The organism is Pseudomonas sp. St386 (assembly GCF_018325865.1).
In the GTDB taxonomy this organism is placed as follows: Bacteria; Pseudomonadota; Gammaproteobacteria; order Pseudomonadales; family Pseudomonadaceae; genus Aquipseudomonas; species Aquipseudomonas brassicacearum.
Genome location: NZ_AP021900.1, coordinates 2,944,768 through 2,959,962, shown reverse-complemented (window position 1 = coordinate 2,959,962; position 15,195 = coordinate 2,944,768). Strand labels below are relative to the sequence as shown.

At 60.7% G+C, this 15,195-nt stretch carries 10 protein-coding genes; 8 read left to right on the top strand and 2 right to left on the bottom strand.

The genetic code is table 11. The annotated features are described in order from the left end of the window. Window positions 1–134 precede the first annotated feature (134 nt). From KI235_RS13060 to KI235_RS13045, 4 genes are all read left to right on the top strand, one after another. The gene (locus KI235_RS13060; protein WP_003200886.1) at window positions 135–1,838 is read left to right on the top strand and encodes an ABC transporter ATP-binding protein/permease; all 1,704 of its coding nucleotides are present in this window, start codon (window positions 135–137) and stop codon (window positions 1,836–1,838) included. Window positions 1,839–2,160: 322 nt separating this feature from the next. After that, entirely contained in the window at window positions 2,161–4,023 is a 1,863-nt protein-coding gene (locus KI235_RS13055) for an ATP-binding protein (RefSeq protein WP_028236527.1), read from the top strand. A gap of 88 nt (window positions 4,024–4,111) precedes the next feature. Next, window positions 4,112–5,350 carry a porin gene (locus KI235_RS13050; protein WP_212795783.1) on the top strand — a complete coding sequence of 413 codons (1,239 nt, stop codon included), beginning with the start codon at window positions 4,112–4,114 and terminating at the stop codon, window positions 5,348–5,350. Between the two features lie 11 nt (window positions 5,351–5,361). Next, window positions 5,362–5,799 (top strand): substrate-binding domain-containing protein, encoded by a 438-nt coding sequence (locus tag KI235_RS13045; protein WP_038859030.1) that lies wholly within the window; start codon window positions 5,362–5,364, stop codon window positions 5,797–5,799. 10 nt (window positions 5,800–5,809) lie between these two features. On the opposite strand, the gene KI235_RS13040 is transcribed toward KI235_RS13045, so the two are convergent. After that, entirely contained in the window at window positions 5,810–8,182 is a 2,373-nt protein-coding gene (locus KI235_RS13040) for an EAL domain-containing protein (RefSeq protein ID WP_003200877.1), read from the bottom strand. A gap of 354 nt (window positions 8,183–8,536) precedes the next feature. Between KI235_RS13040 and KI235_RS13035 the strand changes: the two genes are divergently transcribed. Beyond that, window positions 8,537–9,547, top strand: coding sequence for a response regulator (locus KI235_RS13035; protein ID WP_032833217.1), 1,011 nt, complete (start codon window positions 8,537–8,539; stop codon window positions 9,545–9,547). Window positions 9,548–9,550: 3 nt separating this feature from the next. Further along, a complete protein-coding gene (locus KI235_RS13030; protein ID WP_028236528.1) occupies window positions 9,551–10,504 on the top strand; it encodes a diguanylate cyclase in 954 nt (317 codons plus the stop codon). A 161-nt stretch (window positions 10,505–10,665) separates the two neighbouring features. Here KI235_RS13030 and treA read toward each other — a convergent pair whose 3' ends face one another. Continuing rightward, entirely contained in the window at window positions 10,666–12,294 is a 1,629-nt protein-coding gene (gene treA, locus KI235_RS13025; RefSeq protein WP_041931373.1) for an alpha,alpha-trehalase TreA, read from the bottom strand. Between the two features lie 300 nt (window positions 12,295–12,594). On the opposite strand from treA, the gene KI235_RS13020 reads away from it, so the two are divergent. Further along, complete coding sequence (locus KI235_RS13020) at window positions 12,595–13,605, top strand: zinc-binding alcohol dehydrogenase family protein (RefSeq protein WP_212795782.1); 1,011 nt, start codon at window positions 12,595–12,597, stop codon at window positions 13,603–13,605. Window positions 13,606–13,622: 17 nt separating this feature from the next. Continuing rightward, the gene (locus KI235_RS13015) at window positions 13,623–15,149 is read left to right on the top strand and encodes an altronate dehydratase family protein (protein ID WP_212795781.1); all 1,527 of its coding nucleotides are present in this window, start codon (window positions 13,623–13,625) and stop codon (window positions 15,147–15,149) included. The last annotated feature ends 46 nt before the right edge of the window (window positions 15,150–15,195 follow it).

Here is a 15,195-nt window from a genome sequence, read left to right as displayed (position 1 = left end):
TAAGCCATTCTGGAAATTCGATAGCGGGGCTCCCGTGGCTTTCCCTAATTAATGCAAACGATTAGCATTGGCTGATCCTATCCTCCCGCCCTTGCAAACTCAACGTCGTTAGCGACCAGGCTTACCAAGACCACATGCACACACTTCGCAATTTCTGGCGTCTCGCGCGGCCTTTCTGGGCCTCCGAGGAAAAGTACCCGGCCCTGTTGCTGCTGTTGGCCACCGTGCTGATGACCCTGTGCCTGGTTGGCGTCAATATCCTCACCAATTTCTGGAACCTGCACTTCTATAACGCCTTGCAGGCCTTGGACTATCACGGTTTCCTGATCGGCAGCCTGCAATTCATCCTGCTGCAGATCGGCACGGCCGCCTTTACCGTGGGCGCATTCCACTTCCAGCAAAAGCTGACCATCCGCTGGCGGCGCTGGGCGACCCGCAACATGCTCGATCAATGGCTGGGCAGCCAGCGCTACCAGAAGCTGAAACTGACCGAAACCGACGTCGACAATCCTGATCAGCGGATCGCCGAGGACATCGACTTGTTTATCGTCAAGTCGCTGAAGTTGAGCCTGGGCCTGTTGACGTCGGTGGTGTCGCTGTTTTCCTTCCTGCATATCCTCTGGCAGGCCTCCAGCCTTGTCAGCGTGCCGTTCAACGACCAATCGGTGGTCATTCCGGGGCTGCTGGTGTGGGTCGCCCTGGTGTATGCGCTGGCGGGCACCGGCCTGGCCTTCTGGCTGGGCCGCGCGCTACCCAGCCTCAATTTCATGCAACAGCGGCGTGAGGCGGATTTTCGCTTCTCGCTCATCCGCCTGCGGGAGAATGCTGATTCGGTGGCGCAATACCGGGGTGAAGTCGTGGAGAACGAACGCTTCAACCGTCGCCTGGAGGCGGCGCTGGAGAACTTCTGGGCGCTGGTGAAGAAACAGAAGTTGATCATGGGCTACTCGACCTTCTACTTGCGCAGCGCGACGGTCATCCCGATGTTCATCATGGCCCCACAGTTCTTTGCCGGCGCCTTTCCCCTCGGCCGCCTGACCCAGATAAGCGCGGCCTTCGGCGAAGTGCACGCGGCCATCGCCTACCTGGTGAGCGTGTTCCCGGAGCTGTCGGAATGGAAGTCGGTGATCGACCGGCTGGTCGGTTTCCAGGAGCGCCTGGATAACGTCGAGGTCAAGTCCCAGGTCAGGCACGAGCAACAGGCCAGCGGCCTCGACATCAAGGACCTGGACATCTGGCTGCCGAACGGCCGGCCATTGTTCAAAGGCTTCAACCTTTCCCTCAAGCCCGGCGACAGCCTGATGATCAGCGCGCCGTCCGGCTACGGCAAATCGACGCTGATCCGCACGATTACCGGGCTTTGGCATCACGCTCGCGGTTCAAGTTGTTATGACCGTGAGCGCGCCCTGACACTTTCGCAAAAACCCTACCTGCCGTTGGGCAGCCTGCGCGAGGCGCTGTGGTATCCCAAACCGCCCCGTCGCGAAGAAGATGCGGCGCTGCGCCAGATCATGGAGCAAGTCGGCCTGCAACACCTGGCCGATCAGTTGGAGGAGGAACGGGACTGGGCGCAGACCCTCAGCGTCGGCGAACAGCAACGCTGTGCATTCGTCAGGGCCCTGCTGACCCGCCCTACGGTGCTGTTTCTCGACGAGAGCAGCTCGGCGCTGGATGCGGCAAACGAAGCGCGCTGCTATCAACTGCTCAAGCAAACGCTGCCGGACACGATCCTGATCAGTGTCGGGCACAGCGCCTCCCTGGAGCACTTCCATTGGCAAGTCCTTGAATTGCGGGACGAGGCGCAGTGGGTGCATCGCAAGGTCAAACAAGCGGTGTGAGCCCAATAGAGCAAACGCTGAATAACCTGTGGCGGGCGGAGTTGTGGGAGCAAGGCTTGCCCGCGATGGAGTCGACTCGACTTCAGGAGGGCCACGTCACCTTCATCGCGGGCAAGCCTTGCTCCCACAAAACCCCCTCGTCACAAAGTCCTCAGTATCCCCGTCAATCGCCCCCCTTTGTACATTGGCATGCAGGTTTTGTGGTCTATAGTTCCTGACAGATCCAGAGTTTCGCTCGGGCCATAGGAGCAACACCCCCTCGAGCCGTAACCATGTCGGATGCCCACCAGCCTTCGGTAGTGAATAATGCAGGGAGCACACCATGCCGATCCAGCGGCCTGAGACACTGAGGTTGGCCCCTGGCCCTGCCCATCATCCAGCGATGGATGGCGATACCGAGGCCGGCGTGTTTCGGTTCGGCTTCGACCAGGCCAAGGAAGCCTACATTCTGTTCCCATTGCTGGCCGCGCTGCTGTTGCTGGCCATCTGGGCCGCGACCCTGTACCTGATCAAGGTTGAACACGCCCGCGCGCAGCAGAGCGCCGCGACGGCAAGCCTGGAGATGGGCGCCACCTACGAAGCGCAAATGTTGCGCGCCATTCACGAAATCGATCAAACCCTCAAGTTGGTCAAATACACCTACGAAGCTGAGGGTGAGCCCAATCCCTTGCGCCGTCTCCAGGAGCGGGCCTTGTTGCCGCCGGCCTTGGTGTTTGACGTCAGTGTGGTCAACCCGGACGGCAGGCTCGTGGCAAGCACGCGGACCAACGACCGGGAAAATATCGCGGACCCGGATGAGCAACAAACGCTGCGCCATAGCGACTCACTGTCCATCAGCCACCCGTGGAAAAGCCCTGTCACCGGGGAATGGCGCTTGCGCTTCAGTCGGCGACTCGACGCCGCGGATGGCGGGCTTTCCGGGATCGCCAGGGTCGAGGTCGATGCCGCCTACTTCGTCAGCAGCTACGACGCCTCGAAACTCGGCGACCAGGGTGCGCTCGGGCTCCTTGGCACCGACGGCATCTTCCGCGTACGGCGCACCGGGGAAACGGTACTGGCCGGCGATACGGTCGATTACAGCGCCGTGGTGCCGGACGCCGAAAACACCGAGGCCGTACTCTCGGTCAATGGATGGGACGGGGTGCGGCGCTACACCAGTGCCCGCCAGCTCTACGACTTTCCGTTGGCGGTGATTGTCGGCTTGTCCGAGCAAGAGCAACTGGCCGCGGTGAACCAGCAAGCGCGCACCTATCTCTGGCGCGCCGCGGGCGGCAGCCTGGTGCTGGTGTTGTTGGTGGGCCTGCTCGCCCGGATGAGCTGGCAACTGGCGCAGAGCCGTTTGCGCGCCGCCGAAGCCCAGACGCAACTGGCCGCGGCCGCCCGCCAGGCCGGCATGGCCGAAATCGCCACTAACGTCCTGCACAACGTGGGCAATGTGCTCAACAGCGTGAATATCTCCGCCGACCTGGTCACCCGCAAGCTGCGTACCAGCAAGGCCTTGGGGCTCGGCAAGGCGGTGCAAATGATGAACGAGCATGCCGAGGACCTCGGCGACTTCATCTCCCACGACGAAAAAGGCAAGCTGCTGCCCGGCTACCTGAACCAACTGGTGGACGCGCTGGCGGTCGAGCAACAGAGCATGACCGAGGAACTCGGCCAACTGACTAAAAGCGTTGACCATATCAAGGAAATCGTTTCCGCCCAGCAATCGTATGCGGGCACCTCCACCATTGCCGAAACCGTGCAGATTAAGGAACTGATCGAGGATGCCCTGCGCATGAACGCCGGCATCATCGCGGCGCGCCAGATAACCGTGGTGCGAAACTTTGCCGAAACGCCCTTGCTGCTGTTGGACAAGCACCGGGTGCTGCTGATCCTGGTCAACTTGATAAAAAACGCCAGCAGGGCGATGGATGACAAGCCGGAGCTTGCCCATCAAATCATTCTTCAGAGTGAGATGCACCCAGGAGACACCCTGGTGATCAAGGTCATCGACAATGGCGAAGGCATCGCGCCCGAGAACCTGACACGGATCTTTGCCCACGGCTTTACCACGCGCAAGGATGGTCATGGTTTTGGTCTGCACAGCTGCGTCCTGGCGGCCATGGAGATGGGTGGTTCGCTGGAGGCCCACAGCGAAGGCCCGGGAACGGGGGCGACCTTTACGCTCAAATTGGCGATCTAGGCTACGCTTCGGTGGTTTCACGCAGCTTCAGCCAACGTTACAAGGAACAGACGAATGGCGATCCATGCAACGAGGTCACGTTGACCCTATGGCGACAAGACCCAATACCCTGGCCCTGGCCGTCATGACGCTGTATGCCGGCGGCGCCAGCGCCGACACAGCCGATACGTCGATGTTCTCGCTGAGCAGCTTCGGCACGGTGGGGATCGTCCACTCCAGCGAGAAAAAAGCCGACTTCACCTCCAGTATCTTCAAACCCAACGGCGCAGGTCATTCACGCAACTGGAGCGCCGACGTCGACAGCCTGATCGGTGCCCAACTGACCGCTACGTTCACCCCGCAGCTGTCGGCCGTGGTGCAGGTCATTTCAGAGCAGCGCTACGACAACAGCTACCGGCCCTTTGTCGAGTGGGCCAACATCAAGTACCAGTTCACGCCGGACTTCAACGCACGCATTGGCCGTACCGTATTGCCGACTTTCCTGGTCTCCGACACTCAAAAGGTGGGCTATACCCTGCCCTGGGTGCGGGCGCCCATGGAGGTCTACAGCCTGATGCCGATTTCCAGCAGCGACGGCATCGATGGCAGCTACCGGTTTCATATCGATGAAATCACCGATACCGTGCAGGCTCACTACGGTCAGACCGACAGCCGACTGCCTGACGGTGCCGGCAAAGCACTGGCGAGAAATTTCTGGGGGATCACCAACACCACTGAGTTCGGCGTCCTGACCACGCGCATCACCTTCATGAAAGCCGACCTGACCCTGGAGCAGTTCAACTCACTCTTCGATACGTTCAGGGAGTTTGGTGCAGAAGGCATCGCCATCGCCGATCGCTACGACTCCGATCACACGCCCGTCGAATTCTTTGGAGTAGGCGCCAGCTATGATCCGGGTGATTGGTTCGTCATGAGCGAATGGGGGCGTCTGGATAGCCGTTCTGGCCTCGGCAGGACCAGCGCCTGGTACATCAGCGGCGGGTACCGCATTGAAGCGTTCACCCCCTATGCCACCTACGCTCGGTCCAAGACCGAAACAGAAGTCTCCAGCCCGGGCTTGACGACATCGGCCTTGCCACCGGAGCTGGCGGGTGCCGCCGCGCAGCTCAATGGTGCGCTCAACTCTGTCCTGGGCTCCAACGAAGGCCAGCAGACCCTTTCCCTGGGCGTGCGCTGGGATTTCACCAAGAACATGGACGCCAAGCTGCAATACGATCACACACGTTTCAAGGGTAACTCGGTCGGTCCGTTGATCAACCCCCAACCGGACTTCGAGCCTGGGGGCTCATTCAACGTCATCAGCCTAGCTGTCGATTTTGTATTCTGATGGAGCGGGACATGTGGTTTGTGAGGCTCATCGGATTCGCCGTAGCGGGACTCGCCATGTGCGCAGCCAGCGCTGCCGTCAAGGCCGACGTGGTTGTGGTCGTCGCCACGTCCAGCCCGGTGAAAGCGCTCGCGCGTAATCAGGTGGCGGATATTTTCCTCGGCAAGACCAGTCGTTTCCCCGACGGCGGACAGGCTACTCCCATTGACCTGACGGAAGATTCGCCGACCCGCGATGAGTTCTACACAACGTTCACAAGCAAGTCCGCCTCCCAGCTCAAGGCGCACTGGTCGAAAATCATCTTTACCGGCAGAGGCCAACCGCCCCAGGCTGTTTCAAGCAGTTCGGAGGTCAAGAAGCGTGTCGCAGAGAACCCCGGCACCATTGGCTATATCGATGCTCGGGAGGTGGACGGCAGCGTCAGGGCGCTGCCGCTTGACCCGCAATAAGCGCGGGCCTTTACGTATCGAGATCCGTGTCAGCCGCCTGGGCTTGCAGCAACACCTTGAACTGATCGGCGGGAACCGGTTTGTTGAAGTAGAACCCCTGGAATTCGTCGCAGGCATTGTCGCGCAGGAAATCGGCCTGCTCCTTGGTTTCCACGCCTTGGGCCACCACGGTCAGGCTGAGGGTCCGGCCCATGGCGATAATGGCCTCGGTCAAGGCTTTGTCCTCCGACACGCTGCTGGTATCGCAAATACACGAGCGGTCGATCTTGATGACGTCGAGCGGAAACTGCTCGAGGGCAGAGAGCGAAGAATAGCCAATGCCGAAATCATCGATGGCGATGCGGACCCTCAGGTGTTTGAGCCCGGTCAACACGCTCAACGCTCTCTTGACGTCCTGCATGAGCAGGCTCTCGGCGATCTCCAGCTCCAGCAGACGTGCATCCATACCGGTTTCGGCCAATATCTCAGCCAGGTCCGTAAGCAGGTTCTCATCGGCAAACTGCCGTGCCGTGAGGTTCACGGCGACCCCCAGGTGCGGCAATCCCTGTTGCTGCCAGGCCATGTTTTGCTGGCAGGCGGTCTTGAGTACCCACTTGCCGATCGGCACGATCAAACCGGTCTCTTCCGCGACGGGGATGAACTGCATCGGTGCCACGATACCCAGGTCCGGATGATTCCAGCGCAGGAGCGCTTCCATGCCGGTAATGCGGCCACTGCCGATATCTCGCTTGGCCTGGTAGTGAAGCTGGAACTCGTGGCGCTCCAGGGCGTGGCGCAAGCTCAGCTCCAGCGTCAACCGTTCCAGTGAGTCCGCGTTCAGCTTCGCGGAGTAGAACTGGAAGTTGTTCTTGCCGCGTTGCTTGGCCTGGTACATCGCGATATCGGCGTTTTTCTTGAGTGTCTGCTCGTCCAGGCCATCCTGTGGAAAAACACTGATGCCGACGCTGGCGGTCACCCGGAACTCCTGACCCTGGAGGTTGAAAGGCCGGGCAATGGCACCCAGGATTTTCTGGGCAGTGGTTGCCACGTCCTTGTCATCGGACAGCTCCGGCAGCAGGATCACGAATTCGTCGCCGCCCAATCGGGCCACCGTATCGCTGGTGCGCAGGCACGCCTTGAGTCGCAGCGCGACCTCCTTGAGCAATTGATCGCCAGCATCGTGCCCAAGCGTATCGTTGACTTGCTTGAAGCGGTCGAGATCCAGGAACAGCACCGCCAGTTGCCGATGATAACGACTCGCCTCGCCAATGCTCCGGCTCAACAGCTTGCTGAACAGACTGCGATTGGGCAACGCCGTAAGGCCGTCGTGATAGGCCAGGTACTCGACATTTTCGGCGTAGGCGACTTTCGCTTCACCAGCGCGCAGGCGGCTTTGCAGCAGTTGCCAGCTCATCCGGGCAAGCAGCCCCGCCAACAACACCAGCAACAGGCTGCCGCCCGCGGTCCGCCAGAGGTAGGTGCGCGCTTGCCGCTTCACCGTGGCCAGCTGTTCTTCTTCGGATAAGCCGACAATCACCGCCAGCGGAAAATCGTAGAGCTGACGGGCGCTGATATAGCGCCGCACACCGTCCGGTCCGTTGATCAAGCGTACGGCTTCAGCGTTTTCAGTGTCTGGCACCACGACGGCGTAATCGACCTCGTCGCCCGCCGATATCGCTTCCCCGCTGCGCCGTGCCCGAAAGACACCGTCGATGCCCAGCAGACCGAGCAAGCCCTGATTGCCAAGCTTGGAGGTGTCATAACTGCTGACGAAATAGGCCGCATCGACTTCGACCATGGCGATCCCGGCGAATGCGCCATCCCCCGTGTCGAGCCGTCGACTGAAACGCAACTTCCACTCCCCCGTCGCCGGGCTTTTCCACGGGCGGCTGATCGACAGTGCAGTGTCACGCCCCACCGTTTGCAGCTCATCCTTGGCGATCCGGTTTCCGACCTCGCTCGACTGGGTGCTGGCGACGACCAGGCCACTGGCATCGACCACGCTGACATCAAACAAGTAGGGTGAAGGCAGCAAGGCGCGGGCCTTGAGCTTGGGCAGCGGGTTTGGCTCGCGCTCGGACTCGTAGGTGTACTTGACGAGCTTGAGGGTCTGATCGATTTCACGCACCGCCCGTAGGATCTGCGCTTCGTAGGTGGCTCCGATTTCCAGGCTCGCCTCGGCAATGCCCTGCTGCGCGCGGGCCTGTTCGAACTTGATCAGGTACAGGGTGCCCGCCCAGATGACCGACAGCAGGAGAACCGCCAGCAGCGGGAACAGAATGTAGGCTTCCTTGACCTGGTCGAAGCGGCGCCGAAACAGATCGCTCGTCGCATCGGACAAGGCGTTTTCACGAGGGGCAACATCCTGGGCCGACGTCAGTACACTCGCCCGTTGGATCGCCATGATGTGCTCCCTGCATTGTTCACTGCTGACGGCCTGCGGGTATCCGACGCGGCAACGCTGCGAGGCGTCCGTGGTTCCTGATCGCCGGCACTGAAGGATTCCGGACCTGCAGAAAACTATAGACCACAAACCGCGTCTGCCACTGCCAATCGGCACGTCGTCCGTGGCTTTGCGCTGGTTGTAATGACGAAGTGCAGTTGACTCCCCTGACTTATTGGTCCAGTTTTTAATACAACAGTGTCATGCAGGTCTTTCATGCACGACGCAATGCCTGATAAATCCCGTTCGTTAATCAAAGGGCCCCTGCCAGCCTATGAATGATGTACGTAGGACCTCCCCTGCCATTGAACGCCAATGGATGCCCCTGTGCCGTTGATTCCCCTGGTTGTGTGTGACGACTCCAACATGGCGCGCAAACAGGTTTTGCGCGCGCTGCCGACAGATTGGCCGGTTTCGGTCACCGAGGCGGTCAACGGGCGCCAGGCCATGGACGCCATACGCCAAGGCCTGGGGCAAGTGGTGCTGCTCGACCTGACCATGCCGGAGATGGATGGCTACCAGGTGTTGAGCGCCTTGCGCGCCGAGGGATTGCAGGCGCAAGTCATCGTGATTTCCGGTGACATCCAGGACGAGGCGGTGCGCCGCGTGCTTGAGCTGGGCGCGTTGGCGTTCCTGAAAAAGCCTTTCGACGAAAACGAACTGCGCCAGACCCTCATCCGGGTGGGGCTACTGACCCAATCCGGCCAGGTGCCGCTGCAGAATCGTTCGGCCACGAACACGGCCATCAGTTTTCACGATGTGTTCCGCGAGACGGTCAACGTGGCCATCGGCCGGGCAGCGGCCCTGATCGCCAAGGTATTGGGGGTCTTTGTGCAGTTGCCGGTGCCGAACGTGAACATTCTCGAGGTCGGGGAACTGCATATGGCGCTCAACGACGTCGGCAGCTCCCAGCAACTCACGGCCATCTGCCAGGGTTTCATCGGCAGCGGCATCGCCGGCGAAGCCCTGCTGATATTCCATGACTCGGAAATCGCTGACATCGCGCAACTGATGCAGCGCGAGAGCGCCGATTATTCGGACCTGGAAATGTTGCTGGACCTTTCCAGCGTCTTGATCGGTGCGTGCCTGAGCAGCATTGCCGAACAGATCGATGTGGTGTTTTCCCAGGGCCATCCGCAAATCCTCGGCCAGCACGCGGCCATCGAGGACCTGATCCAGGTCAACCGCAAGCACTGGAAAAAGACCCTGGCAGTGGAAATCAGCTACAGCCTGGAAGGGCACGATATTCGCTTCGACCTGTTGCTGCTGTTCACGGAAGACTCCATCGAACGGTTGACCCACAAACTCGCCTATCTGATGAGCTGAGCCATGAACGATTCCATCGATCTGAACGAGTTTCACTGGTTGCTGGCCATCGTTCAGAGCATCGACGTCGGTGTCGTGGTGCTCGACCGCGAGTACCGCGTGCAGGTCTGGAACACCTTCATGGAGAACCGCTCCGGGGTGCAGCCCAAGGACGCCCACAATCAGCATTTTTTCACTCTGTTCCCTGAAATCGATCGCCAATGGTTCAGCCGCAAGGTGGAAAGTGTCGCAACCCTGGGCACGCCGGCGTTCACGGTCTGGGAGCAGCGCCCGTACCTGATTCGGTTCAAGAGCTACCAGCCGATCACCGGCCAGGAAGCGTTCATGTACCAGAACACCACGCTGTTGCCGCTGCGCTCGCCTGACAACACCATCAAGCACATTTGCCTGGTGATTTATGACGTCACCGACGTCGCCACCAACCGGCATCAACTCCAGGCCGCCAATGCACAGCTGCAAAAACTCTCCAGCACGGACCGACTGACGGGGTTGTACAACCGTGGTCACTGGGAGGCCAACCTGAAAGCCGCCTACGCCCGGCATCAGCGCTACGGCCATGCGTTGAGCCTGGTAATGCTCGATATCGACCACTTCAAGCGGGTCAACGACACCTACGGTCACCAGGCCGGCGACAAGGTCATCGAGCATGTCGCCGGGCTACTGCGCGAGCATGTGCGCGACGCCGACGTGGCCGGGCGTTATGGCGGTGAAGAGTTCGGCGTGGTGCTCTCAGACACCGACAAGGCCGGCGCGCAGATTTTCGCCGAGCGCCTGCGCAAGGCCGTCGAGACGCTGGAAGTGCACTACAACGACCAGGCCATCCGCTTCACCATCAGCCTGGGGGTGGCCGACCTGAGCCAACCCTCGAACGACCACGCCGACCTGATCGCCAGGGCGGACCAGGCGCTGTATACGTCGAAGAAGAGCGGGCGCAATCGGGTGACGATCCATGAATAGCGAGCCCACCTTCCTACTAAGGTGATGGTGCGACTTGACCACGCCACACATCCCCCTGTGGGAGCGAGCTTGCTCGCGATAGCGGTGGTTCAGCAACATTGAGGGTGGCTGGCACGCCGTCATCGCGAGCAAGCTCGCTCCCACAGAGATGTGTACGGCATTCACTTGCCCACCAGGGTTGGGGGAGTCGCGCCATATTTACCCAGTAGTTTGAGCGTCACCCCATTTGTCCAGCCGAAACCGTCCTGCAGTTCATATTCGCCGCCTCCCCCGCCGTCACCGCGCCCGGACAGATCGTATTTCTCCACCAGTTTGTTTTCCTTGCGGTAAAGGTTCTCGACCTGCTGCAAGAAGCGGCTGCCAATTTGCTGCGCCAGGGCGGTTTGCCGGTATCGGTCCAGCCCCTCCACCGCGACCCATTGCAACGGTGCCCAGCCATTGGGCTCGTCCCACTGCTGGCCATTACTGACCTGGGTGGTGGCGATGCCGCCGGGGCGCAACAGGCCGTCACGTACCGCATCGGCGGTGCGATTGGCATGTTCGACAGACGCCAGCCCCGTATACAGCGGGAAAAGCGTCGCGGCCGTGAGCTGCTGGCGTGGCTGGTTGCGTTGCCAGTCGTAGTCCACGTAGAAGCCTTTGTCGGCATTCCACAAGTGCTTCTCGATGGCACGCTGGCGCAGTTCGGCGCGCCGGCCGTAAGCCTGGACGCAGGGGCTGTTGTGCACCGTCTCGCAGGCTTTGGCGATGGTGTTTTCCAGATGATAGATCAGGCTATTCAGATCCACGGGCACGATAGCGGTGGTGCGAATGCTCGCCAGGTTGTGGCCATCGTCCAACCAGCGCGAGCTGAAGTCCCAGCCACTTTCGGCGCCAGCGCGCAGGTCACGCCAGACCTCCTCCCTGGGCCGGTCCGGCGCCTGCTCGGCGGTGTTGACATCTTGCAGCCAGGATTCCTGTCGAGGCGTCGGGCTGACATCCCAATAGCGGTTGAGCACACTGCCATCGGCGAGCTTGACCACGTGCCGCTCAGCCGTGCCGGGCTTGAGTGCCTGGGCGCCCTCCATCCAATAGGCATACTCCTTCTGCAACTGCGGCAGGTATCGTCCATAAGCCTGGTCGCCCTCGATACGCGCCTGCAACTCCACCATGTAAGCAAAGAATGGCGGCTGCGACCGGCTCAGGTAGTAGGTGCGATTGCCGTTGGGAATGTGGCCGTAGGTGTCGATCATGTAGGCAAAGTTGTCGGTCATCTGGCGGACCTGGGCCTTATCACCGCTCTGCTCAAGCCCCAGCATGGTGAAATACGAATCCCAGTAATACATCTCGCGAAAGCGTCCACCGGGCACCACATAGGGCTGCGGCAGCGGCAACAAGCTGCTGTAGGCCGGCACCTGGCTGTAGGATCGACTCAGTACCGGCCAGAGGCTGTCGATGTGTGCCTCGATCGCAGCACCGGGCTTGGGAGCCGGGCTTTCGGCTTCGCCGGACTCGATGAAGTTGTCTTTCACGAAAGCCTTGATATCGAAGCCATCGCTGTTACGTCGGGCCAGGTAATCGGCGCGAATCTGCGCCGGATCACGGTTGGGCAGTGCGTCCACGAAATGCTTCTGGTCAGTGAACACCTGCCCGCGTTGCACCGCTTCAAAGAGTTCGGGATAGGCCTGATCGGGGGGGAGATTGGCCCGTCCTTGGGCGTCAGCGTAGCTCCATTTGGCGGGCGGCTGGCTTGAACAGGCCACGCACAGCAGCGCGGCAAAGGAGAGGCTGGCGAGATCGATAGGTCGCATCAGAGGGTCCATCCTGTTTTTCGTTCCTGATAAACGAGTGACCTGTCGGGATGGACCTGGGTTCACTCAAGATGCAGCGCCGGGCGACGTCCAGATTGAATTTGGTCAGTCCAATCAATATTTTTATTAATTGGTCTTGCCAATATATTTTACGGCGTGTAGTTTCGGGCCAAGGTCATCGGTGCAGGTCACTGCCCGCCTACAACAAAAAAAGAGCCCCGGTCCCGGCAGCCGTGCGCTCACAACCCTCCTCCCGCCTGCAGGCAGCCACTGCCCGTACGCCAGCCAAGGAGCATCAACATGCTGACTGTCATCTGTAACGAACCCGGCTCGTTAACCGCCATCGAACGTGAAAAGCCCCTCAGGAAACCGGGAGAGATCCTTATCCGGGTCAAGCGTGTCGGGGTCTGCGGCACCGACCTGCACATCTTCACCGGCAATCAGCCGTACCTCGAATATCCGCGCGTCATGGGCCACGAGTTTTCCGGGGTTGTCGACGAGACGGACAGCGCCAGCGACCTCGCCATCGGTGATGTTGTCTATGTGATGCCCTACCTTTCCTGCGGGACATGTATCGCCTGCCGCCAGGGCAAGACCAACTGCTGCACCCGCATTCAAGTGCTGGGGGTTCATTGCGATGGCGCGTTCACTGAGTACCTGAGCGTTCCCCACGAGTTCGTGCACAAGGCTGTGGGTGTTTCCCTCGATCAGGCGGCGATGATCGAGTTCCTGTCCATCGGCGCCCACGCTGTGCGGCGCTCAAATGTCCAGGCGGATAAACGTGCGCTGGTGGTCGGCACCGGCCCGATCGGCATGGCCGCGGCGATCTTCGCCAGCCTGCGTGGGGCGCAAGTCACTGTCCTGGATACCCGTGAGGATCGTCTTGCATTCTGCAAGCAACACTTGGATATCCACGCCGCCGTGCACATCGGCGAAGGCGACAAGCAGACCTTGGCTGAACTGACAGGGGGTGATTTCTTCGACGTGGTGTTCGATGCCACCGGTAACGCACGGGCCATGGAGCGCGGGTTCGAGTTCATCGCCCATGGCGGCACCTATGTGATGATTTCGGTGGTGCGGGACTCCATCACCTTCTCCGACCCTGAATTCCACAAGCGCGAAGCCACGCTGATGGGCAGCCGTAACGCCACCCAGGAAGACTTCCGCCACGTCGAGCAATGCCTGCGCGACGGATTGATTCCGGATGCGGCCCTGAACACCCACCGACTGGCCCTGGGCGACGTGGCCGATTCGTTCTCCACATTGCTCGATCCCAGCCAGGGTGTCGTCAAAGCCATCATCGAGTGCTAGGAATCGGAGGACGCCACATGAACCCGCCTTCTTCTTTGCTTGTGCTGGCACCGGGCGATGATGTCGCAGTGGCCCGGGGCGATATCGCCAAAGGTCAGCACGTGAGTGCCGACGGCATCACACTGACCGCCAGCCAGCCGGTTCCGTCCGGCCACAAGATCGCCCTGCGCACGGTGTTGGCCGGCCAACGGGTGCTCAAGTACGGGCAGACCATTGGCCAGGCAACCCGGGACATCGAGCCCGGAGATTACGTCCACGTGCACAACCTGGACATGCCCGCCTCCAATGCCGAACACCGTGTACGGAACGTCTATGTGCCCACCTCGTTGAGCAATGATCCCGCTACGTTCGAAGGTTACGTTCGTGAGGATGGGCGCGTCGGTACACGCAATTACATCGGGGTCATTTCCAGCGTCAACTGCTCGGCAACCGTCTGCAAACACATCGCCAATGCCTTTTCTCCGGAACGCCTGAAAGACTTTCCCAACGTCGATGGCGTCGTGGCGATCACCCACGGCAGCGGCTGCGGCATGGGCGCCAAGGGTGAAGGCATCGACATCCTCAAACGCACCTTGCGCGGCTATGCCGATCACGCCAACTTCGCCGGCGTGCTGTTGATCGGCCTGGGGTGCGAAGTCAACCAACTGACCCCGTTGATGAATGAACTGGGAGATCGCCGCGCTGTGCTCAAGGCCAGCCTGATCATTCAGGAAGAAGGCGGTACTCGCGAAGCCGTGCGCCGTGGCATCGCCCATATTGAAGCGATGCTGCCGGCCATCAACCAATACCAACGGTCGACCGTGGCCGCCAGCCACTTATGCGTCGGTTTGCAATGCGGCGGCTCGGATGGTTACTCGGGCATTACGGCCAATCCGGCACTCGGCGCGGCCGTGGATCTGTTGGTGCAGCATGGCGGCACCGCGATTCTTTCGGAAACGCCGGAAATCTATGGGGCCGAACACTTGCTGACGGCCCGCGCGGCGTCTGCCGAAATCGCGGAAAAATTGATGGAGCGGATCCACTGGTGGGAAGCTTACGTGCGCCACAACGACGGCGACATGAACAACAACCCTTCGCCGGGCAACAAGGCCGGGGGCATCACCACCATTCTGGAAAAATCCCTGGGCGCCGTGGCGAAAGCCGGTGCGACCGGGCTGATGGGCGTCTACCAATACGCTGAAACGGTCGATACCGGGGGCCTCGTGTTCATGGACACACCCGGTTATGACCCGGTGTCCGCGACCGGCCAGGTGGCCGGAGGCGCGAATCTCATCTGTTTCACCACGGGCCGCGGCTCGACCTACGGTTGCAAACCCACGCCCTCCTTGAAGATCGCCACCAATACTCGCCTGTTCCAACGCATGGAACTGGATATGGATTTCAACGCCGGCGGCATTGTCGATGGCGTGGAGTCGGTGGCGCAGGCGGGAGAGCGGTTGTTCCGACTGATGCTGGAGACGGCGTCCGGACATCGCACCTGCAGTGAGGAAAACGGCTTGGGCGATAACGAGTTCCTGCCTTGGCAGATCGGCGCGGTGATGTGAATGGCAGAGTCACTGCAACCCTTCCCCACATAAATGAACACCATCA